At 39.1% G+C, this 23772-nt stretch carries 14 protein-coding genes; 7 read left to right on the top strand and 7 right to left on the bottom strand.

What is annotated here, in order from left to right; translation table 11 throughout:
* The first annotated feature begins 2 nt into the window (after window positions 1–2).
* Window positions 3–1397, top strand: a complete 1395-nt coding sequence (locus tag AO498_RS01815; RefSeq protein WP_067542939.1) for an MltF family protein — start codon at window positions 3–5, stop codon at window positions 1395–1397.
* Here AO498_RS01815 and AO498_RS01810 read toward each other — a convergent pair.
* The 3 genes from AO498_RS01810 to AO498_RS01800 form a co-directional block, all read right to left on the bottom strand.
* Window positions 1394–1858 carry a RidA family protein gene (locus AO498_RS01810; RefSeq protein WP_067542936.1) on the bottom strand — a complete coding sequence of 155 codons (465 nt, stop codon included), beginning with the start codon at window positions 1856–1858 and terminating at the stop codon, window positions 1394–1396. The two genes, AO498_RS01815 and AO498_RS01810, sit on opposite strands and share 4 nt — an antisense overlap.
* A gap of 14 nt (window positions 1859–1872) precedes the next feature.
* Entirely contained in the window at window positions 1873–3186 is a 1314-nt protein-coding gene (locus AO498_RS01805; RefSeq protein WP_067542933.1) for a gluconate:H+ symporter, read from the bottom strand.
* A gap of 62 nt (window positions 3187–3248) precedes the next feature.
* The gene (locus AO498_RS01800; RefSeq protein ID WP_067542930.1) at window positions 3249–5525 is read right to left on the bottom strand and encodes a hypothetical protein; all 2277 of its coding nucleotides are present in this window, start codon (window positions 5523–5525) and stop codon (window positions 3249–3251) included.
* A 38-nt stretch (window positions 5526–5563) separates the two neighbouring features.
* On the opposite strand from AO498_RS01800, the gene AO498_RS01795 reads away from it, so the two are divergent.
* Genes AO498_RS01795 through AO498_RS01785 form a run of 3 tightly spaced genes read left to right on the top strand, consistent with a single transcriptional unit; the run spans window position 5564 to window position 9502 of the window.
* Window positions 5564–6739 carry a lipoprotein N-acyltransferase Lnb domain-containing protein gene (locus AO498_RS01795; protein WP_067542927.1) on the top strand — a complete coding sequence of 392 codons (1176 nt, stop codon included), beginning with the start codon at window positions 5564–5566 and terminating at the stop codon, window positions 6737–6739.
* Window positions 6740–6797: 58 nt separating this feature from the next.
* Complete coding sequence (gene uvrB / locus AO498_RS01790) at window positions 6798–8840, top strand: excinuclease ABC subunit UvrB (protein WP_067542924.1); 2043 nt, start codon at window positions 6798–6800, stop codon at window positions 8838–8840.
* A 26-nt stretch (window positions 8841–8866) separates the two neighbouring features.
* Entirely contained in the window at window positions 8867–9502 is a 636-nt protein-coding gene (locus tag AO498_RS01785; protein ID WP_067542921.1) for an AlbA family DNA-binding domain-containing protein, read from the top strand.
* A 51-nt stretch (window positions 9503–9553) separates the two neighbouring features.
* Here AO498_RS01785 and AO498_RS01780 read toward each other — a convergent pair whose 3' ends face one another.
* The gene (locus tag AO498_RS01780) at window positions 9554–10465 is read right to left on the bottom strand and encodes a 1-aminocyclopropane-1-carboxylate deaminase/D-cysteine desulfhydrase (RefSeq protein WP_067542918.1); all 912 of its coding nucleotides are present in this window, start codon (window positions 10463–10465) and stop codon (window positions 9554–9556) included.
* Between the two features lie 47 nt (window positions 10466–10512).
* Between AO498_RS01780 and AO498_RS01775 the strand changes: the two genes are divergently transcribed.
* Both AO498_RS01775 and AO498_RS01770 read left to right on the top strand, forming a co-directional pair.
* Window positions 10513–11547 carry an RluA family pseudouridine synthase gene (locus AO498_RS01775; RefSeq protein WP_067542915.1) on the top strand — a complete coding sequence of 345 codons (1035 nt, stop codon included), beginning with the start codon at window positions 10513–10515 and terminating at the stop codon, window positions 11545–11547.
* Window positions 11548–12641: 1094 nt separating this feature from the next.
* Entirely contained in the window at window positions 12642–16922 is a 4281-nt protein-coding gene (locus tag AO498_RS01770) for an AsmA family protein (RefSeq protein ID WP_148660173.1), read from the top strand.
* Here AO498_RS01770 and AO498_RS01765 read toward each other — a convergent pair.
* Window positions 16919–18418 carry a hypothetical protein gene (locus AO498_RS01765; protein ID WP_067542909.1) on the bottom strand — a complete coding sequence of 500 codons (1500 nt, stop codon included), beginning with the start codon at window positions 18416–18418 and terminating at the stop codon, window positions 16919–16921. The genes AO498_RS01770 and AO498_RS01765 overlap by 4 nt on opposite strands.
* 46 nt (window positions 18419–18464) lie before the next feature.
* Between AO498_RS01765 and AO498_RS17175 the strand changes: the two genes are divergently transcribed.
* Entirely contained in the window at window positions 18465–18614 is a 150-nt protein-coding gene (locus AO498_RS17175) for a hypothetical protein (protein ID WP_157883963.1), read from the top strand.
* 206 nt (window positions 18615–18820) lie between these two features.
* On the opposite strand, the gene AO498_RS01755 is transcribed toward AO498_RS17175, so the two are convergent.
* The gene (locus tag AO498_RS01755; protein ID WP_148660172.1) at window positions 18821–20338 is read right to left on the bottom strand and encodes a hypothetical protein; all 1518 of its coding nucleotides are present in this window, start codon (window positions 20336–20338) and stop codon (window positions 18821–18823) included.
* Between the two features lie 385 nt (window positions 20339–20723).
* Window positions 20724–23627 (bottom strand): glycine-rich domain-containing protein, encoded by a 2904-nt coding sequence (locus AO498_RS17170; protein ID WP_067542898.1) that lies wholly within the window; start codon window positions 23625–23627, stop codon window positions 20724–20726.
* Between the last annotated feature and the right edge of the window lie 145 nt (window positions 23628–23772).

Raw genomic sequence — 23772 nt, 5'->3', positions numbered from 1 at the left:
GCATGAAAAAGGCCACGGTTCTCTTTCTTTCCTTAGTCACTATATTGCTCTTCGGCGTTCAATGTACTTTTCTCGAAGGCCGTTTTGGGCGTTTTTTCGAAGACCCTTACGTATTAGATCTGCAGGGAATAAAATCCCGTGGTACTATCCGAGCTGCAGTGGATAATAATTCCACCTCTTATTACATCTACCGAGGTAGAAGAATGGGGTATGAATTTGAACTTCTGAGGGATTTGGGAAAAAGGCTTGGGGTACAAGTGGAATTCGTTGTGGTGGGCGAAATTGATCAAGCCTTTGATTTTTTAGAGAATGGAAAAGTTGATATCCTCGCATTAAACCTAGAAAAAACTGATTCAAGGGAAGAAGAAGTCACATTTACTCAACCCTTGGGAAAGATGAGCACCGTCTTGGTTTCTCGAAAAATGAAAGACAAGCCCAAGCTTACTTGGGAAGATCTTGCTCAAGACACCGTATTTATTCGAAAAGGAACGGTCTATAAAGGACAGCTCTGTACACTTCGTGATTCCCTTCAATTAGATTTTGTGATTCAGGAAGTCGCTGATCATGAAGAAAATTTAATTGATCAGGTAGCTGATGGGTCGATTGACTGGACAGTGGCGGATAAGAATATAGCTCAGGTCAATGCTACTTATTATGAAGGATTGGATATTTCCCTAAAGCTTTCCGAGGAAGGTCAGGTTGCTTGGGCAGTGCGGAAAAATTCTCCCAACCTATTAATTGAAATTGATTCATGGCTTGAGGATAAGCAAAAGCGATTTATTCCAGATTTATACACCAAGTATTTTCTAAGCCCGAGGAATAATTACTATCGAACAAATAGTCAGTTTTCTTCATTGGCAGGAAATAGGATTTCTGTATATGATGAAATAATTCAAGAAAATGCGGCAGAATTAGGCTGGGACTGGAGATTATTGGCTGCCTTAGTCTATAAGGAAAGTGGATTTGATACGACTGCTGTTTCCTATGCCGGTGCAGAAGGATTACTTCAATTGATGCCAGCGACTTTGGAACGCTTTGGAGTTACTAATCCCAATGACCCTATTCAGTCCCTACGAGGAGGAGTTAGATATTTACAATACCTAGATCGGTTTTGGAGGGAGCGAGTGCCTGATTCTAATGAGCGGATAAAGTTTATTTTGGCTTCCTACAACATTGGTCAAGGTCATGTGGAAGATGCTTGGAGGCTTACCCTGAAGTATGGAAAAAATACCAGGTCTTGGAAAGATGTCGCCTATTTTTTAAATCTAAAAAGTGATCCCGAGTTTTATCGGGATCCTATGGTGAAAAGCGGTTATGCCAAAGGCCATATCGCGGTGAATTATGTACGGGATATTTTATCTCTTTACCACTCTTATCGAACGTTGGTGAACCCTTAGGCTAATTCAAATAAAGCCTCAATTTCAACAGGAATATTATCAGGTAAGGAACCCATACCTACAGCAGACCGGACTCCAATTCCATTTTCTTCTCCCCAAACCGCAGCAAACAATTCACTACAGCCATTGATGATATAGGGGTGTCTTTCAAAGGAAGACACACAATTTACCATTCCGAGAACCTTAACTACTCGTTTGATTTTATCCAATGACCCAATATTGGCTTTGATAGTAGCTAGCATAGCTAACCCTACTTGACGGGCCGCAAGTTTCCCCTGCTCCATATCCATATCCTCTCCGATTCTTCCAATGATCAATGATCCATCTGACTGGACGGTTCCATGACCGGATAAGTAAAGGTATTTTCCATCGATAAGGCAAGGCTTATAGACACCAAGTGGTTTTGGGGCCGGAGGCAATTCCAAGCCTAATTTTTGAAAATTAATTTCTGCTGTTTCCATCTATTTTAAACTGGTTATATGATTAAATCTAGAATAAGAACTCCCACCAATCCCGCCAAGGCCACTAAGGTTTCCATGAGTGTCCAGGATTTAAGAGTGTCCTTTACACTGACATTAAAGTATTCTTTGTACATCCAAAAGCCGCCATCATTGAAGTGAGAAAGTACCAGGCTACCTGCTCCGATGGAAAGTACAAGGAGGTTGGGATCTACTCCCATAGTATCGACCATTGGAGCGATTATCCCTGCTGTAGTCAATCCCGCTACCGTAGCTGACCCAACACAAATTCGGATCACGGCAGTAATTAACCACGCCAAAATCAAAGGATGCATATCCCAAGTTTTCAACCCATCAGCTAGCTCCTGGCTAACGCCAGTATCTGTAAATATTTGTTTCAAAGCTCCCGCACCTGCCACGATCAAAAGAATCATAGCAATATCTTTTGTTGCATCCGTGTAAATGTCCATAAGCTTGGTCATGGATTCTTTTCGGCTTATCCCCAGCGAAAAGGTGGCGAATAGCAAAGAAATCAACATGACGGTACTCGGATCTGAGATCAATTTAATCACAGGAGAAAATGATCCATTTTCTTCCCAATTAAGATTTAAAGCAGTGGTTCCAATCAACAAGAAAACAGGAAGAAGGGCTGTAAATAAGCTGTTTCCGATCCCAGGAAGCTCATGTTCGGGCTTGGGATCAGATTGAAATGTTTTGAGAGGCTTTGCTTTAATGTTTTTTAAAAATGGAGCAAAAACAGGACCTGCCAAGATGATGGTTGGGATGGCAATCAAGAATCCGTAGAATAACGTCAGACCCATATTGGCATCAAACTGAGCTACTAGTGCTGCAGGTGATGGATGAGGCGGGAGGAATCCGTGAGTAACAGATAGAGCTGCAAGTAAGGGCATCCCTACATAGACTGCAGGAAGTCTATATTGATAAGAAATGGTAAAAGCTAATGGGACCAAGAGGACAAATCCCACATTATAAAATAGGGGTATACCTACAATCAAGCCCGTAAATGACATGGCCCATGTGATGTATTTTTCCCCAAAAATTTTCATCAAAAAGCCTGCAATTCGTTGAGCTGCTCCGCTTTCTGCGACGAGTTTGCCCAACATGGCTCCAGTTACGATTACGATTACTAAATCTCCCAGTAGAGCCCCCATACCTTTTTGAATTGATTTGGCAACTTGATCAGCTGGAAGTCCAAGGAGTAGCCCACCGGAGATTGCAGCCACCAAAAAGGCAAGAAAAGGGTTGAGTTTTGCCCAGACAATCAGCAGAACCAAAATGGCGATACTGATTAGGACATAGAATATGGTCATAGGTTTGGGTTTTTGTCAGGGAATGAAGATAGGAAAATCAGAGATTTGGAAAATAAAAAATCCTATCGCTTCCATAATCTTCCTGAGTAGCGGTTTTTTAAACCCATTACCTGAACATAGTAGAGGCCAGGAGCTAAATTTTCAAAGAAGCTAGTTGAAATGAGCATGGTGGAGGGAAAGTTGGCTAACACTTGGCCAAGGTGATTTTGCACCTGAACGATACCATCTTCTGAATTAGGGGTGATGAAATGGACTTCACCCGACAAATAAGGATTTGGTAAGATGGTTAGATTTCCAGGATTTTCCTTTTGGTTGGAAACTCGTCTGACTGGACTCCATGAGTATGTGGAGTCGCTATTTAGAAAACCAATTCTATAAAAATAACTTTCAAATAAGGTGGATTCAGTATCTAAATAAGCATAATCATGCTCTTGAGTCATGGCAAGACTTCCTATTTTTTCCCAGTTTAATTCAGCTCCCTCGCTTCTGAATAGTTCGAATTCCCCGAATTCATTGTCATGTTCGATGGTCCATCTAAGAAGATTTCCATTGGAATTTGCCTGAACTTGAAAATCAAGCCATGAAATAGGCAGGATTGAAAATTCTCGAAAACTACCAATGGTCAGATTTTGATTTTCCAAGTCACTCCATGTCAATGATCTTCGGGCCCATAGTCCCGGATTTTGACCCGAAAGATGAGTTCCGGGCGCAGCAACCCCAGTGCCCACAATTCTTAGATCATCCACGTTGTCAACAATCAGGCTATCTGCGGAAATCCGTAGTTCAATAGATTGAGGATTAGGAGTTAAATCTGAAAAACGAAAGAAGCTATATAGTTGATACAAAATAGGCGTCCCATCCAAATCTGAATAATTGGGATCATTGTTAGCTCCTTCAAACTCAAAAAACTGTACTGAAAGATTGCCTCCAGTAGAATTTCCAAGTAATTGAATCGTTCGAACCCCTTGGTTTGCTAGATCTTTGAAGGGAAGTTTCAAGTCCAGGGTACTTGGGATATTGAATAAAGTCAACTTTCCCACATTTTGCCACCAGCCGGTAGTATAGGTGTAGGTTCCTATTCCACCTTCATTGATTGAGAGATTTTTTCCATTCAGATCAATAATTCCGCTAGATAAGTTGAAGTTCCGTTGAATCCGCAGGTCTGAATTAAATGAAACAAGACCAGCAGTTTTTGAAATACTCAGATCTAGGGTATTGAGCGCAAAGCCTGAAACAGTCTGAAAGTTGGAACCCGAAAAGGTCAATTGAGAATTTGTGGCAATAAAGTTTCCTCCACCTGAGGAAGTCATATTGCCGCGAATCAGAAGAAATGAGGGAAGAATTACATTGTGGAGACCCTGTATTTCTGTATTTCGAATTGAAATTGGAGCAGTTGCATCTGGGAATGAGCTAGAGAGGAATGATTTTAAAAGAGTTCCATTTCGATAGATAATTGTGCCATTGAGCTGGAAATTAGCGGTTTCTATTAATGGTGCGCTACCTTCCAAAATAAGGTTTCCTCCGTTTTGGAGGTCAAAGTTTAGTGCACTGACCGAGCCACTGGTTGATCGGTTTAAAATAGTTGCATTGCACTCGCTGATAAAAGTAGCTCCATCTTCAATGATCATTTCTCCAAATGGACCTGACCCATAGAAGGCGGTTTCAGTGTTAAAGGACAGAGTATTGCATACATTGGGAATGACACTTGTATCCAGCTTTTGGAGAAGGGTTCCAGACCTTACAGTAAAAGATACTGCTTTTAAAGGTGATTCAATTGTCAATGTATTTCCGGGCCTAGGATCAAAAATGACACTAAATCTACTTTGGGTCGTCTGCGCACTCCAACTGTTTTTATTGATAATTACTCGACTTGTTCCTTTGAATGTGATTGTGCTAGTTGAAGAATTTCCGATCCAATTTTGGCTAGTCCAAGCATTTTCAGGAGTTCCCGGAGCAGCGCCAGAAAAGGCCTCAAGGGTTCCATAAACATCCAAATTGAATCCATTCAGGTTTAATTTTTGACCTGCACCTGTTTGGGCATTTATGAAAACACTTTTTACTTCTCCGTCGGAAGTTAAAGTGAGTGTGTGGTTTTGATCAATATAAATATTTCGAGATTGATCGGGAATTGTAGTCGCGGAAATCCAACTTGAACCATTCCATTCTGACCAAGTGGAGATTTGATTGAAAGGTCCACTAGTAATCGTTTTATATGCGCCAATTTCTTGCGCGAGGAGGATTGTGGTATGAATCCAAAGGAATCCAACTGCCAAGAATATCCTGTATATTCGGCATGAAAAAAATACTCCCGGTCTGGAAAAATTTATTCCTCTTTTCATAAAAAATTAGGTTCAAAAAACTAACTATAAGTTAAAAAATGATCTTGAATAATAAAAAACTAGTACTTACAATTTTCCTGATTACTAGCATTTTATCTTCATTGAGTGCTCAAGTATATGAAGTCAGTTTGCTGACTTGTGATCCAGGCAAGGAATTGTACTCCAGTTTTGGTCATAGTGCAATTCGAGTGAGGCAAATCGGTTCAACTGGTCAAGACTTGGTGTTCAATTTTGGAACCTTTGATTTTGATACCCCTAACTTCTATGGGAAGTTTGTAACGGGGAAATTGAACTATATGCTCAGCATCACTACTTATGATCGATTTATAGTGGAGTATGATTATTACAAAAGAGGGGTTCGCGAGCAGGTTTTGGATTTGAATTCCGAGCAAAAAGACTTTTTAATTCAGCATTTAAATGCCCTCTACGATCCGGCAAGGCGCTTTTATAAATACGATTTCTTTTTCAACAACTGTGCGACCAAGGTTAGAGATGCTTTTGAGATAGCCATCGGGAAATCTTTGGTATGGAATACTCCTTCAGATTCTTCAGAAAAGACATTTAGAAATCTAATCGATGAATATGTGTATCCCTTGCCATGGGCTGATCTGGGGATAGATTTGGCTTTGGGTGCAGTTATTGATCGAAATGCCTCTGATAGAGAAAAGCAATTTTTACCAGATTACATGGAAAAGGCATTTGCGAATGCTACGATTGAAGGTGATGGTCCTACTCGGCCTTTGGTGATGGAATCTAGGGTAATTCTTTCTTATCCAGAGACCGAAACCGGAATGGAAATTATGAATCCTTACTTGGTTTTATGGGTAGTTGCAATTGTAATTGGGATTTTCACTTTTTTGGGGAAAAAGAAACAAAGGCTGTTTAAAGGCATTGATCTTGGATTGTTTTCTATTTTGGGACTTTTAGGATGGGTTGTTTTCTTCCTATGGTTTTTCACAGATCATTCGGCCACTCAATGGAATTGGAATATCCTGTGGGCATTTCCTGGACATCTTGCCTTGGTTTGGGGATTGGCTAAAAAACAAACGCCTTCATGGGTTTCATCATATTTATTAGCAACCCTTGTCGGAGCGGTCATTGCTTTGGTGATATGGATTACTGGAATTCAATCTTTTCACCCCTCATTAGTGCCTCTATTTCTGGTTATTATCCTTCGTTCCAATTTCCTGTATTACCAATTGGCAAGAAGGTAGTTTTCAAAATCTTGGAGTTTTAAACCATTTGGCTTGTGAAAGGTGTTGAGTAAATCGTATGGAATTTAAACTTACTTCGGAATATCAACCTACAGGAGATCAACCAGAGGCAATTCGTCAATTGGCGGAAGGAATCAGGCGAGGAGAGCCCTCCCAAGTTCTCCTTGGGGTGACCGGTTCTGGGAAAACGTTTACAGTAGCCAATCTGATCCAAGAAACCCAGCGCCCTACCTTGGTTTTGAGCCATAACAAAACACTGGCGGCCCAGCTTTATGGAGAATTTAAACAGTTTTTTCCTGAAAATGCTGTTGAATATTTTATCTCCTATTACGACTATTATCAGCCAGAAGCCTTTATCCCGAGTTCTGGAACCTATATTGAAAAAGATCTTAGCATAAATGAAGAGATCGAAAAACTCAGACTGAGCGCCACTTCTTCCTTGCTTTCTGGTAGAAGGGATGTAATTGTAGTCGCATCGGTTTCATGCATTTATGGGATTGGAAATCCTGAGGAATTTGGAAAGAATGTCGTTCGGCTTCAAGAAGGAGATCGAATCCCTAGAAATCAGCTGCTCTTCAAACTTGTCGATATTCTTTACAGTCGTACCCAACAAGATTTAACCCATGGGACCTTTCGGGTGAAGGGGGATACCGTTGATATTTTTGTTGCCTATGCGGATTTTGCCTATCGAATATTTTTCTGGGGGGATGAGATCGAGGCTATTCAACGAATTGAACCTAGCACTGGAAAAAAGCTTTCGGACGAAAAAATCATTTCTATTTTCCCTGCCAATCTCTTTGTGACTGGTCGAGATACCATTGACACTGCTATTCATGAGATTCAAGATGACATGGTCGCTCAAGTCAATTTTTTCGAAAAAGAGGGAAAATTCATTGAAGCTAAACGGCTTCAAGAGCGAACTGAGTTTGATTTAGAAATGATCCGAGAACTTGGTTATTGCTCAGGCGTAGAAAATTATTCGAGGTATTTTGATCGAAGAAAACCTGGAACTCGACCTTTCTGCTTGTTAGATTATTTCCCTGACGACTATTTACTTGTCATTGATGAAAGCCACGTCACTGTTCCTCAGATCAGAGCCATGTGGGGGGGAGACCGGTCTAGAAAGGTGAATTTGGTTGATTATGGATTCCGTTTACCTTCTGCATTAGACAATCGGCCTTTGAAATTTGATGAGTTTGAGCAGTTGACTAATCAGGTGATTTATGTTTCCGCAACTCCTGCTGATTATGAATTGGCACTTACTGAAGGGGTAGTGGTAGAGCAAATCATCCGGCCAACTGGACTTTTAGATCCTACCATTGAAGTGCGTCCCAGTCAAAATCAAATTGATGATTTGCTCGAGGAAATCGATCAAACAATCAAAACTGATGCGCGGGTATTGGTTACAACGCTTACTAAAAGAATGGCTGAAGAACTACAGAAATTCCTAGAGCGTGCTGGGGTAAAATCCAGGTATATTCACTCAGAAGTAAAAACTCTCGATCGGGTTGAAATTTTAAGAGAACTTCGGTTAGGGATTTTCGATGTACTTGTGGGGGTCAACTTACTTCGAGAGGGGCTTGACTTGCCAGAGGTTGCATTGGTTGCGATTTTGGATGCAGACAAGGAAGGGTTTCTTCGAAATGAACGTTCTCTGGTACAGACCATTGGTCGGGCAGCTCGAAATTCCGAAGGAAGGGTGATCATGTATGCTGATAAAATTACTGAATCCATGCAGTCAGCTATCGATGAAACTCGGCGACGAAGGTCCCTACAAATGGCTTACAACGAAGAGAATGGAATTACCCCGACTACCGTCATCAAGTCGAGAGACAAAATCATGGGTCAAACCAAGGTGGCTGATTCCAAGCGAAATGCAAAAGTTTATGCCGAACCGATGCCAGGAGAAGCACAACTAGCTGCCGATCCGGTTGTGCAGTATTTAAGTAAGGATAAACTCGAAAAACTAATCGCCCAAACCCAAAAGCAAATGGAAAAGGCAGCCAAGGAATTGAACTTCATGGAGGCTGCAAGGTTGAGAGATGAATGGCAAGGTCTCAAGAAGCGATTGGAAGAAATCCAACGTGGGCCGAATTCTTAGTTTTCTATTTTTAATTCCGCGTAAAGATGACACTCCAAGAGGTAAAAAATTTGGCCTTGAAAGGGGAGGGCCTGAAAATCGAGTTCAAGAAAAAGGCAGCTTTTCCTGAAAAAATCGTCCGTGAGGTCATTGCACTTGCAAATACCCAAGGTGGTGATCTTTTGATTGGAGTGGATGATGATGGAACAGTGAGTGGACAGCGGTTTATTGAGGAGGAGATTTTTGTTATGGAGAAAGCCATCCGAGAGCTGATCTTTCCAGCATTAGAGGTGGAGGTTTTTACCATCAAGCTTAACGAAAAAAAAGGTGTTGCTGTATTTCGAATCCCCTTGAGTCAGTTCCGCCCACATTATTTGAAAGATGGAGAAAAGCGACAAGCATTTATTCGAGTGGAGGACCGGAGTATCAAAGCCAGTCGGGAGGTGTGGGAGGTTTTGAAAAAAAGCCGAACTCCAAAAGATACCGTCTTTCGGTATGGGCAAAAAGAAGAGATCTTGATGAAAGCCTTGGGAGAAAAATCACAGATCACACTTACTGAATTCTCCAAGATTGCCAAAATCCCAAAGTTTTTAGCTTCCAAAACTCTGGTTAAACTTGTTGTTGCCAATGTTCTAACACTTCATCCTCAGGAATCGGAGGATTTTTTTACCTTGAAAGAGTAGAAAACTCTGGAACTTTTGTTAGATCAAATTGTGTCCTTTTAAGCCTCCGATTTAGTAAAGTTTTTGACCAGTTTGTTCAATAAATCCGGCATTCCCCTGAAGGCCCCCTGTATGAATCATAAAAATATTCGAATCAGGAGGGAAGAAGTCCCTTTTAATTAAATCCCAGATTCCAAATGCCATCTTGCCGGTATAAATGGGGTCCAGCGGAATGTTGAATTCTCTCCAGAACCAGCGGATGTATTCGATCAATTCAGGTTTCCACTTGGCATATCCTCCAAAATTATAGTCTTCGATAAGTTTATATTGGCCTTTTGGCTGAATGCTTTCTGATTCGAGTAAATGTTGGATTTCTTCTTTAATCCAAGGTCCCTTCAATGCCGGAAAACCTAAAAGAATCTGATTTTTAAGAATTCTAGTCGATAATCCCGCAAAGGTCCCTCCTGTACCGATCGAAGTGGCTACATGTGAGAATGGAGCATGTCTTTCATCTAAAATTTCCTGTGTTCCTTGAATGGCAAAAGCATTTGTTCCTCCCTCTGGAATAAGAAAAAAGTCTCCATATGTTTTTTCAAGTGCTAGAATAAAATCGGATTCTGTCTTTCGTCTATATTCTTCTCTACTAACAAAATGAAGGCTCATTCCATTTTCTTCAGCTTGGGAGAGCGTTGGATTTGTTTTGCTGCTTTCTTCACCTCTTATGATTCCGATAGATTTCATGCCGGAAACTTTAGCAGCAGCTGATAGTGCTAAAATATGATTGGAAAAGGCTCCTCCAAAGCTAAGCAAGGTGGTTTTGCCTAGTTTTTTGGCTTCCTCCAAATTGTATTTCAGTTTGAAAAATTTGTTGCCCGAGACTTCTTCATGAACCAGATCCAGTCTTAGAACAGCAAGTTTTACCTTCTTTTCGGTTAGAACTGAATGATGAAGGGTTTGAGTCGGAATGGGATTGGGAGAAAGCATTGATGCACTTTTGCCAAAGTTAATGCAGAGCGTCCTATTTTTGTAAAATGATGGAGCGCCCAGACGAAGACTTTGAAGAAGACGAGTTAGAATTATATGAGCATCACCGTATCCTCGTGGACAAGGGACAATCGTTGGTGAGAATTGATAAATTTCTAACAGAAAAGGTAGCAAATGCTACTCGAAATAAAGTTCAGCATGCCATTGATACTGGGGCGGTTTTGGTAAATGGTCAACCTACCAAATCCAATTATAAAATCAAGCCTCTTGATGAAATCAAGGTTCTTTTGGAAAAACCTCCTCGCGATACCGAGGTAGTTGCTGAGAATATTCCCTTGGATATCATCTACGAGGATGAAGATTTGTTAGTAGTGAATAAACCTGCCGGAATGGTGGTTCATCCAGCACATGGGAATTGGTCTGGTACATTGGTAAATGGCTTGGTTTATCACTTTCAAAATCTGCCCGAGATGAAAGGGAATACCGGAAGACCAGGGTTAGTGCATAGAATAGACAAGGATACCTCAGGGCTATTGGTTATTGCCAAATCAGAAGTTGCCATGACGGGGCTAGCTTCTCAATTTTTTCATCATACCATTGATCGGACTTACCTTGCTCTTGTGTGGGGAGAACCGGAATCAGACGCCGGGACAATTCGAGGTCATATTGGAAGAAGTGCCAAAGATCGTAAAGTCATGGATGTCTTTCCAGACGGAAGTCAAGGAAAGCACGCGATAACTCATTGGAAAGTACTCAAAAGGCTTCGATATGTTTCCCTAGTTCAATGCAATTTGGAAACAGGTAGGACTCATCAAATTCGAGCCCATATGAAATTTCTAGGCCATCCATTATTTAATGATGCCATGTATGGAGGAGATAAAATTCGGAAAGGGACCCAGTTTGCCAAATACAAGACTTTCGTAGCCAATTGTTTTGAATTAATGCCTAGACAAGCTTTGCACGCGATGAGCTTAGGTTTTATTCATCCAATGACTAAAGAGAAAATGTATTTTGAAAGTCCCTTACCACAAGATTTTTTGGCAGTTCTTGAAAAATGGGAATCCTATGTTCAGCATGAATGATTGCTGAAATGATATTAAATCTGAATTTTTGATGAAAAAAATTTAATAAAATATCATTTATACTATAAATATAGCAAAACATTACATGTTTGTTACGATTTTTTCAATTTGGGTTTTAATTTTGTTCGAATTATTTATAAATCCATATTATTCAATCGATTTCCTTAAAAATACTGTAATTATTTAGCTTTAACTTTGAATAATTTGCAAAACAATAAGGAATTGGCCTATCTTTGAATCAGCAATTCAGCTAAAAGTTCATACATATACTGTAGGATGTTGAAACTGGCAGACAAGCCCTCCTGTCTCGGGGGTGGAGAGTCTAGGATAAAGCAATTAGCGAGCTCGTAATTTTGCCTAACTACTCCGTGGAGGTTCGAATCCTTCTCCTACAGCAGGTTATTTTGGGTTTATTGTTAATTGACTAAAACCATGGAATCTTATTCCGTGGTTTTTTTATTGCCTATACTTTTTTGAATTAGTATAAAATTTGTCATTGAGGAGGATTTGCCAAATTTAAGAATGAGTATTTCGAGAATCGAAGGCGATTATCATTTTTCTAATCTATTCCGATAAAATGAGAACAATATTTTCAAATAGGCAATAAAAATCCTTAAAAATTAAAAAATCAATAAAAAAATAAAATAAATGTTGCAAATATTTTAATAAATGAATGTGTTTTCTAACTTTGGCTTATCAAATATCTCAAACCTATTCAATCGATTACGAAAAGCTCGAAAGAGCTTTTTGATTATCAGGGAGTTGGGAAAGCTTGCATACGAGCAAGCTATTTCCTAGCCCAAAAACACACCAAATTGTAGGATGTTGAAATTGGCAGACAAGCCCTCCTGTCTCGGGGGTGGGGAGCCCAGCACAAAGCGTAATTCAAACCGGACTATTGCCTAACTGCCCCGTGGAGGTTCGAATCCTTCTCCTACAGCACGATAAAAAGCAACGGAATCCCGTTGCTTTTTTGTTTTTACCGGTTTTGGGGTTTTGTGCTTATCTTTTCGATGATTTCCTCCGTTTTTTTAAGTATGTCTTCTGATACCCATCATTCTAAACATAGTCTGCACCCTATTCGAAAAAAAATCTTGGGATGGATACTTCGGGTAGTATTGGCGGTCTTGTTTTTGGAATTTGTGGTCTATTTTGGATCCAATATTTTTCTGGCAGAGTATGCAAGACAGAAAGTAAATGAAGCAACCGAGGGAGTTTATCTTGTTGAATTTAATCGAATCAATTTCTCGCTAATTCGAAGAGGTGTTTTTCTCAATGGCTTGGTGATGAAGCCTGTTGACTCTGATGAACGAAATGAGGGGCAAACCTTATTTGATTTCACCTTAGACGAGGTTGGTTTTAGTGGTCTTTGGTATGATTTCGCCGACAATTATTTGACCATCGGATCTATTTATCTCGATAATCCCAATTTTTCATTGGACGAGCCGGTCCAAAAAGGTTTGAAAAAGCCTTCTAGTTTGAAGAAGGATATTGTTTCGCCGGTAAGATTGTTAGAAGAGGAAATACGGAAAAGTTTACAACAAAGGCCATTCGTAAAATTGTTTATTCGACAAATTGAAATTGATCATGCAAATGGGTTTTTCTTGAAATTCCTCAGTAAGAATAATCTTGAAGCTGAGAATACTTCTTTGATCGTTAAGGATATCAATTGGACTGAAAATTCAGATTGGAAAACTCCATTTAATGCGCAAGCTTTTGAATTTAATCTTGAAAAGATCCGATATCCTCTCCCCGATTTAGTCCATAAAATCCAAGCTAGTAAGGTCTTTATTTCTTCTTCAGAAAACGTGATCGATGTCCGGAACTTTTCTTTGATGCCAGATTATGAAAAGGAAAGCCCAACCTATTATGAAGTCCATTTGGATAAGCTTCTTTTGGGTAATGTGGACATGAATCAAGTTTTTTTGACTTCTAATCTTGAGGTTGATGAGTTGATATTAAATAGTCCTGATTTCAAGGTTTTAACTGGAAAAAGGAGCATTAATGAAGGAGATCCTACCGGTGATTTAAATGAATTTATACAAGGCCAGCTCAATTCGATCTCTATAAAAGAATTAGCAATTAATAAAGGTCGATTTTTTAAAGCCCTTAAGGAAGATAGTCTGAGAAATCGAATTGAGCTTGAGGAGTTAAATTTTAAGATGGTTGACTTTTATTTGGGGAATGATTCTTTGAAGAAAGTAAATCAATTTTTTTATGGGCAAGATGCCTCAATGGTAATTCATGGAGGAAAGCTTTTTTTAGGAGATGGTATTCATGTATTTACTGGTGATAGAATTGAGGTATCATCCTTCAAGGATGAGCTTCGAGTTATTGGAGTTCAGATTTCTCCACTTCAAGGGCAATTATCAGATCACCTCATAAAGGTTTCTTTAGAAGAAATATTTCTTGATGAAATCGATTTTAAAAACCTCTATAATCACGGTTTACTTACAGTAGGAAGTTTGGATGTACTTGAGCCAAAGGTGGAGTACATTAGCTTTGGCCGCCCTGAACCTAATAGTAGACAATCTTCAGTTTCAGATTTTATTATTGGGTTTTTGGATAAGGTTTCCATCGAAAATTTCCGAGTTGACCGAGGTAAAATACAATTTACCGATGAAAGAGGTAATAAGACTAATGATATTGGATTTGACGAATTCAGTTTTAAACTGGAGGGTCTAGAAATTAATCCTGATCCAAGCCTACCTATTTATGAGCAATTTATATCCAAGGAGATTTACATTTCTTTGAATAATTACCTGCTTAAATTAAGGGATAATCTTCATCTTTTTCAGGCAAGTAACTTAACCTTGGACTCTAAAGAGGAGATGCTTCAAATTGAAAATTTGTCTATTCGGCCCGAAAGTCAGGAACTGATTGATCTTGTTTTAGAAAAGACCGGGAAGACTGCTGCAATTGACTTTTTTGTGCCACTTTTTCGGGCTGATGGTATAGATGTTCAAAATGCTTTATTTAATCAAAACCTTATTGTTGAAAAAATTATTTTACCCAAGCCCAAATTTTCGATTTCAGTTTTTCAAAAGCCTATTACCTCAAAAAAATCTCCCCAATCTACGGAGGATATTCGAGAGCTTTTATTGGGTTATTTTAATCAAATTCATGTCGATTCAATTCTTTTGAATCAGGCAACTATTGACTTTCAAAGCTTGGGGCAAAGTCAAAAGAGTAGATTTCATGAGGATGAATTTTACTTAACGCTAAAGAATTTTTCGATTCATCCTGGGGATAGTAGTATTTCAGGGAAAACACTCTTTTCTGAAGAAATCGACCTGATATTCAATAATTACTTCTTCAATATAGCCGGTGGTAAATACTTTGCAGAAATCGATCGGATGAATTACAACTCTAAGGAGGAGTCTTTGGTTTTGGATGGATTAACCCTTCAGCCAGGCCAAAATTTCAGAGGGTCTATTGCTTTGGGGTTAGATTTTCCGAAAGTGGACCTTCAAGGGGTGGATATCGAGGAATTTATTTTTGGCAATACATTGGATTTGAGAAAGGTTCAGGTGAGGGAAGGGGAGGTGTCTATCGGGATTGATAAAATGGTCAAACCTGCTATTAGATCCAATGGGGTAAGCAGAGTAGCTAAAACCATTAATAGGATTGAAGTAGATTCCATTTCCGCTCAAAATTCATATTTAGAAGTGAATTTTCTAACTAATGATCGGGTAAAAAGGTCTGTTCAAACTCGTTTTGAATTTTTGATTCAAGATTTTACACTGGACACATTGGCGCTTGATAAGAATGAAATTGGAACGCTTTATTCTTCAGCAGATCTAAGTCTTGAAAATTTCGAATTTGCACTTCCAGATAGCATTCATACGATTAACTTTTCAGAGGTATCCTTGAGTCAGGAGAGTGATGATATTGTTTTTAAGGATTTTTCTGTAGTTCCCAAAAACCATCTTGGAAATCCAGGTTTTCCTGTAGTAGAAGCCAGATTTGAAGAAATCGGAGTTATCGTCAACGATTTGGAGGAAATTGTTCAACAGGGGAAGGTAGATGTTAGCAAGCTTAAGTTATCAGGTGCCAAGGTGCAGGTGTTTTTAGATGATACCATTCAAAGTAGGCAATTGATTAAAAAGTCCGAATCTCCAAAAAAGGGGTTGATTGATTCTTTCTTGATCAGAACTATCAATTTAGAAAACGGAAGTTTTGAAGCTTTTTTGAAAAGTGGGAAAAGGATTCCCGGGATTTCTTTTCCTGACTTGGATTTGAATTTAGATAACTTGGATTTTGATCTTTTGGGATCTCAAAAAGAGATGGATTTATCATTACTTTTTAGTACAAATCCTAGGTTTAATTTATCGAATTATCAGTGGTATAATCAGGATAGTTCCTTTCGGGTTGATTTTGGAAAAATTGAATATGCTCAAGGAAATTTGTCCATTTCAGATGTCCTTATTCGACCTTACCCCGGGATTTTCCAGTATTTGAGGGAAAAAGGGTATCAATCAGATGTTATTTCGGGCCCGATAAGGCGAATTCAATTTACTGGGCTGGATTTGAAGGAATATGTTCAAAATAGAAACCTTGTTTTGAATTCCTTAGCTATTGAGGGAGCCAGTATTGACCTATTTAGAGATAAAAGAGTTCCTATTGATTCATCGTCCTATCGAGAAATGCCTCAAAAATTGATGCAAAATGCCAGAATTAGGTCAGATATTGGTTCAATTCATATCAAGAATAGTAGGATACGGTATTTTGAATGGTCATCGAAATCTTCTCTTCCAGGAGGAATCATTTTTGATAATCTGGAGATGGATATGGCCCCATTTTATCTAAGAAGATCGAATGAGACTTTTCCACTAGATCGGCTGAAGATAGGAGTCAAGGCGGATATAATGGGTAAATCGGCATTGAAACTGAATGCCACTTTAAGATTTGATCCAATTTCGTCCATGGACATTGAGTTTGAATTGGATACTTTGAATTTATTGGATGTCAATCCATTTCTGGAGAAAACTCAGTTTATGACCTTCCAAAAGGGGATAATTACAGGAGGAGAATGGAGTTTTGAATTGAATGATGATTATTCCTTTGGTCAAATGAAATTAGGTTACTCCAATCTTAAAGTAGGGTTTGTAGACAGTCTGACATTTGAAAATGGTAAGGGTAAGCTAAACTTTTATGGCTTTTTGGCTAACCTAATTGCAAAGAATAATAATCCTAGATCTCTTTCATCACCTCTAGTCAAACAGGAAATTTATCAAGTAAGAGACAAAAGTAGATTTATATTTAATGCTTGGTGGAGATCAACGTTGAGTGGTCTAAAGGGAACCTTTGGATTTGGAAAAGTGAAAGTTCCAAAGGCAATTCGAAAGGAAGAGGAGGGGAGTGGAATTGATTAATTCCGAAGCTTTAAAACTTTGATGTGATCTAGTTTACCTTCCCATTGAATTTCAATTACAAATACTCCAAAAGGGATTTCTCTCGTCAATGATTGTAATTTTTGATTAAGATCATCGAGGTCGATGGAAGAAAATGATTTTGAAATCATGTGTGGGTGAATAATTCGAAAAGTGATTCCCTCTCCTCTGTATTCAGATTCTTTCAATAAACCTATGTTAAGGTCATTATTTATTAAAGGATTTGGGAATGCTCTCCATACACTTGTTGTGAAGGTTATTGGTGGAATTCTATTTGCAAAAATTTCTGAATAAATAAAATCTCCAGAAAAGTCCACCTGCTTTATTCTATAGAAAATGTTCCCGCCGGTTAGCGGAAGCTTTGTGTCGGTGAAGTTGTAATCTGTTTTTTGATCAGACCATCCAGAGCCGTTAATTATTCCAAGTTCTTCAAAGGATTTTGTTCCATCCGTTGAACGCTCTATGATAAAATGCGAATTATCGCGCTCCTTTGATGTAGTAAAATGGATTAAATTAATTCTATCATGGGGGGCAAACACTACTGCTTGAGCATCAAATTCAACTGCCAAAACTCGACAACTGGTATATAAGGCGCAATTGACGCCAGGAATTAAGGAAGGATTATTGGGATCACAGTATATGGTAACTTTTACATCTGAATTTGTTCCGTTATCATTTGGTTCTGGTTTTTGACCACAGATATATGCCTCAGACAAATCTGATTCATTAAACTCTGCATTACCAGAAATAAATAATCCTCCAGCGCAGTTGATGTCTTCGTAAGTTCCACATCCCCCTTCAACAATTAGGCTTGAAGAATCTTTCATATTAAATTCTCCACTACCTGATAAATAGATGCTTCCAGCAACTAGTACTTCTGAATTATTACTAAGAACCACAGCTGCGTTTCCATCAACATTTATATTTCCTCCAACGGTAAGGCTAGCGCTGTCTTTTAAAAATAATCCACCAGTTTCGGCAGTTAGGTCACTCGTCCCAGTTACATTTATGTCGCCTGTTACATTAATAGCGCTATTTCCGCCAAATTCAATAGTAGATTCACCACGTATTTCAAGGTCTCCTAAAATATTTACATTGGCATTCCCATAGGCGTTAAGTTCAACCCCTTTTCCACCTCCAGCAATAATTACTTCATTTGTTTCAAATCCCCCGTAAACATTGATTTGAGAACTATTTCCTGAATAATTAGTAGTACCAGTTACTTTTAGATTGCCTCCATCTAGAATGTTCAGAGTGACATTCTGACTAATTTCAAGATCTGTTAAAGTTATGGTACCAGATCCATAGCCTTTGATTCCTAGGGTAGTTCTTGAAGCCGCTTTTCCGTTTTGAAGTACGATTTCTTCAGCGACAATATTTCCTCCATTTGTTTCCAAAAAATTAGAGGTTGATTCTCCATCAATAACTATATCTCCATTTATGGTTAGAGTTGCCCCAGTGTTGACTTTAATAGTCACGAATCCTCCTAAAATAATATCGCTATTAATAGTTAGGTTCGAATTTATGACGATAATTATTGGGCAGGCGAGAGTTCCTTCTGGTGAAGTTCCAGGAGAATTGTCCGAAGAACATGTCCCTGCTTTTGACCAACAGGAATTAGTTGTAAAGGGTGTAGAGCTTGAACATGATGAATTTAAAGTGAAAGTTCGTTGACCATAGCTCTCTTGTGCAATTAGCATTATTGCCAGAAAAAAGAATCCATATGACATTAATCTTCTCATGGTGAAAAAAAATCTTATCAAAATTATATATAAAAAATTACTGAACAAATTCAAAAAGCAAAAAATAGCATTTAAAATGCAAAAAATTAGGTAAAATATGTAAAAATTACATTTTTACTGATTTGTTGATTATTTGGTTTAACTCAGGATAAGTTTAATTTTTTCGTTTTTCCCATTCCAGTATATATCGATAATTATCAGTCCTTTCGGAGAATTTTTTAGCACGGTTTGAATAGATTGCCGTAATTCTTCCAAAGAGCCAGCAGAAATCATTTCAGTTTCTTTTAACCTCGAGAAAATTCGGAACCTGATATTTGTTGGAGTGGATTCTAAAGTTTCCAGTAATTCCAGATTTAAATCAGAGCCATTTGTTGGGTTTGGATAGGCCAACCATGATCCACTTGTCTTGGGTATTCCAGGGTTTTCGATTCTTCGTATTTCCGAAAATGAAAAATGATGATCAAACTCCACTGCTCGAATTCGATAGTAAAGGGTTGATTTGAAAACTGGCAAAATTGAGTCGACTAAAGAATATCCTTTAATTGATTGTGAAAACCCTTCTGCATTTAGTTCGCTTATCTTTTCAAAATTATCTATTCCATCTACGCTTCTTTCAATTTCGTAATGTGAGATATTCGATTCAGATCCAGTTTTAAAGTTTAAAAATGCTGTTCTATCCTTTTTTCCGATATAGGCATCCCAAGAAATGAATGTTACCGGTAAAATCCTGCAATTATCTGAACCTTCAGTTATCTCAGCTTTAACAGCAGGGGGAACTGAATCCGGATTAAAAATTCCACCACAGACATAAAAAGAGGAGGTAGGTTCAACCTCAAGTGTAATTTGATTTGAATTCGATTGGAATTGTCCTCCTACTTCTACCACACTCAAGCCCCGTATCAAAACACTTGATTGGCCTTGCATTTTAAATCTATTCTCCACTAATAGTAAGCCAGGTGAATCCATATTTAAGGTGGCTTTACCAGCGATATCTATTTCGTTTGTTCTGAATAGGCCAAATATATTAAGAATGACATCTTGACCTGAGAGCTTTGTCTCTCCCGAAAAGTAAGCTGCTCCTCCAGATTCTAGGTTGAGTTCAGCACCATTGTCAAAATCTATTTGAGTGGCTTCAAAACTTCCGGTAGAATCTCCCGTGATTGTAACTGTTGAGTTTTTATCCATCAAAACCCCAGTTGTTCCAAGAACCCGAAGCTTTCCACCATTTATCAAATTGATGGTCACATTACTTCCTGTTTGGAAATAGAGGTTTCCAGTGATTGTTATCGTAGCATTGTTTGAGATGGTTAGACTCCTATATAGACCTCCCATATATACATTGCCTGATAAAGTTATATTGTTTGATATGGAAGTTCTTATTTCGCAACCATGGCTTGCTGTTCTTGAAAATGGTGGTGGTGAGCTTGCATTGCTACTACATCCAGAGGGAGATGAAATAATAGTTCTTGTCCAGCAATCTGAATCTCCCCATGTTCCGTTACAACCAGATTTTGTAAGCGAAAATGTGAAATTTTGACCTAGTGTTGAGGAATATACCGAGATGCAAAGAATACAATATATCCATTTAATTATATATAGTCTTGGTTGTTTTGAACCAAGAGTTATATAATTCAAAATAGTATATATAAAATGCATAAAAGAAGGTAAAGTCAAATAAAATTCTGACAACACTGTTTAAAGGGCAGTTAATTTACCTTTTAATGCATCTAAATCAAATTTGGCTAAGAAAATTTGGTTTTTTAAAAAATATGAATTCGAGGATTATTGTGATTTAAATTCATTTTCCTTGCTTGTAAAAGCAATAATGGAGCTACCAAAATATTTTTATTAATTTTCAATTATTTCTAATCTGTTTCAGGCTTGTTCTTTATTCTAAAAATTGTAGACACCGTCACATTTTTGAAGGAGGTGAAATGGTTAAAGAATATGGGTAATCATGGTGTTGATTTAAAAAATATTCTAGGTAAACCATCAAAAAATAAAAGAGCGGAGAAATTTACCTTCTCCGCTCTTCAAAGTTTTATTTTACCTGAATTTTTAGAATTTCTGAAAAATCTCCCCAATTAAGTTTAACTACAAAAATTCCAGTATTCTGCTGTTCAATGAAGGTATTTATGGTCTTTTCAACTTCAGATGGTTTGTCTACTTCAATAGATGTAATAGAGGTCCCTGAACTATTTGAAAGTTGAATATAAATTGGCTCCTCATTGTGAGTGGTTGAATTCAACAAGTCGATATGAACATATTGACCTTTGAAACTTGGATTAGGATATGCTACCCAGCTACCTTTTCCACTTACTGCTTCAATTCTGATTGATTTTGTGTCGCTATACTTGCTGTTTCCATTAAAATCAACTTGTTTGAGGCGATAAAATACATTTCCTCCTACAGCTGGCAGCTTATTGTCAGAATATGCATAGGTTCTTAATTGATCTGAGTATCCGGCTCCATTGATTGTGCCAATTGTCTCCCAGCTTTTTACATCATTTACAGATCTTTCAATTTCAAAATGAGAATTATCCCACTCCTTCACTGTTGTCCAGGTTAAAACAGACTCTCTGTTTTGTGCATCAAGTTTTACAGTAAAAGAATTGATTTCAACAGGAAGTATTTTCGCGATTTCATAGCGAATGATTACTACGCCTTTAGCTCCTTTTCCACCTGAAACATTATCATCGTCGTGGCCACTTCCCCCACCTCCTGAACCGGGACTTTGACCATCTTCACCTGACACCGATGGGCCTTCATTATCAAATCCTCCATTTCCTCCTCTTAAATTCGTTCCACCAAATCCTCTATCTTCTTCATCATCATCCCTGCTTCCGCCTCCGCCTCCTGCTGCATAAATTCTTTCACCGAACTCATCAGGGAAAATTAGGCCAGCTCCACCATCTCCACCCTTGTCTTGGTCTCTTGCTTTTCTTCCATTAGATCCTGCTCCGCCACCACCTCCGCCGGCATGATCATCGGCTTCTCCACCGTTTTTTCCATTACCATTACCATTGCCTGGGTTTTCACTACCATGAGCTGCACCACCACCAGAACCGCCAAAAAATCTTGAACTTACTACTCCAAATCCTGTAATATTATTTTTAATAGATGAGTTTGATCCATTCGCTCCACTTCTATTTGCTCTTCCAGATCTGTCATCATCCGATCCTCCTCCGCCGCCGCCGCCAGCAATAATCTCGTAGGTTCCACCTAAATCAAATGAGGATTCTACTCCATTTCCTCCTTTTTGAGTTCTATCTGAAGAGCCCGCTCCACCACTACCGACTTTAATTTGAAAAATGGAATTTGCAGGTAATCCAGTGGCTGTGATTTCTGAAACATCGGCTCTTGCATGTACTAAACCACCTCCGCCACCGCCGCCTCCGGAGCGTAGACCTCCGCCTCCGCCTCCACCCACAACTAGAACTTCAAATTCTAGAAGGTTTTCAGGTGCTTCCCAATTGCAATCATTAAAGAACTCCATGATAACAACCCCTGAAACGGATCCATCATCAATATATCTCCAACATCCTGAAGGATTGGTTACGGAACAATCGTATGAAATTTTTATTAATCCGTTTCCGCCATTACCACCATTTCTAGTTTGGCTGTTACTTTCAGTTTTTCCGCCGCCGCCGCCACCGCCAGGACTGGCACCATCAGCACCAGATTCGTTTCCGTTGTCTCCTCCTTGACCTCCTTGACCTCCGTTAGGAGAATCACCGCCATCGCCACCGTCGGTTCCATTGGAGTTACCCCCATTATCACCGTTGCCACCATTAATTTTGGTGTCCCCAATACTTTGAGATGCAAGACCGCCTGTAGCTCCTGTAGTTGCATTGTTCCCACTTACAGAATTTCCTCCCTTCGCACGGACCAAGGCATTGGAACCGTCATTATTTCTAGAAATCCAAGAGTCTCCTCCTGGAGTACCATATCCGGTTGAACCTGTTCCCGTAGAAAAATATAATGTTTCTCCAGGGGTAACTGTAAGCGTGCTTCTTGAATAGGCTCCAGCACCCCCTCCAGCACCTCCACCTCTATCATTATCTCTCCCAGCACCTTTTCCGCCTCCTCCCCAAGCTTCTACTATAATGTAGGTTACGCCTGCAGGTACTTTAAACTGTTGAACATTTGCTGAATAATTTATGACGGGTCCGCAGGATGGGCACACGTAAGAGATAATAATTTGTCCGTCTCCTCCTTTACCACCTGTTAATGTCCCACTTTGTTGGTCTCTGGTAGCACCTCCGCCTCCTCCGCCTGGGTTAGCTCCATCGGCTCCGTTTCCGTCACGTGATTCTTGGCCATTTCCACCGCTTCCAGAGTCAGATCCTCCATTTCCTCCAGTTGAACCATTATCTCCATCTCTTCCATCCTGTCCGTCATTTGTAGAACTTGCTGATGATCCTCCGCCACCGCCATCTCCACCTTCGCCATCACCACCGTCACCACCTGAATATCTTATATCTCCTATTCCATCTCTTCGATCGCCTCCGTCTGCACCATCACTATCATTATTTCCTACAGATTGGCCTCCTTTTGCGAGAACTACTGCATTATTTACGTTAGCACTAGATGAGAACCAAGAATCACCACCCGGATTTGTACTAGTACTTCCTTGACCCACTGAATAATAATAGGTGTTACCTCCAATTACAGAAATAGTACTCTCTGAATAGGCACCACCTCCACCTCCGCCACCAGTACCATCATTTGATCGATTTCCTCCTCTTCCTCCGGCACCCCATATTTGAACTCGAATAGAAGTTACGCCAGCAGGGATAGTAAAAGTACCTGAACCAACAGTATTGATTGTTTGGGTCACGGTTTCCCCTGGCACACACTGTGCATGAGCGAGGTTTATGGTCAATATGAAGGAAATGACCAAGATCAAGGCGTCTTGAAATCGTAAAGGGAATTTGATGTTCATAGGATTTCGGGTGATTTATTTGGCAGCGGGTGAAACTGTCAAATTATCCTGTGACAAAAGTATGCAAAAAAATGTATTTCAAATACAAAAAAAGGACAAAAAATTTATCAATTTTTAATTTAACTGTCAGAAATTGAGTCTAGTT

It is taken from the genome of Algoriphagus sanaruensis, from assembly GCF_001593605.1.
GTDB lineage: Bacteria > Bacteroidota > Bacteroidia > Cytophagales > Cyclobacteriaceae > Algoriphagus > Algoriphagus sanaruensis.
The sequence above is the reverse complement of the archived record's forward strand: the minus strand, read 5'-3'. Positions and strand labels throughout refer to the sequence as shown.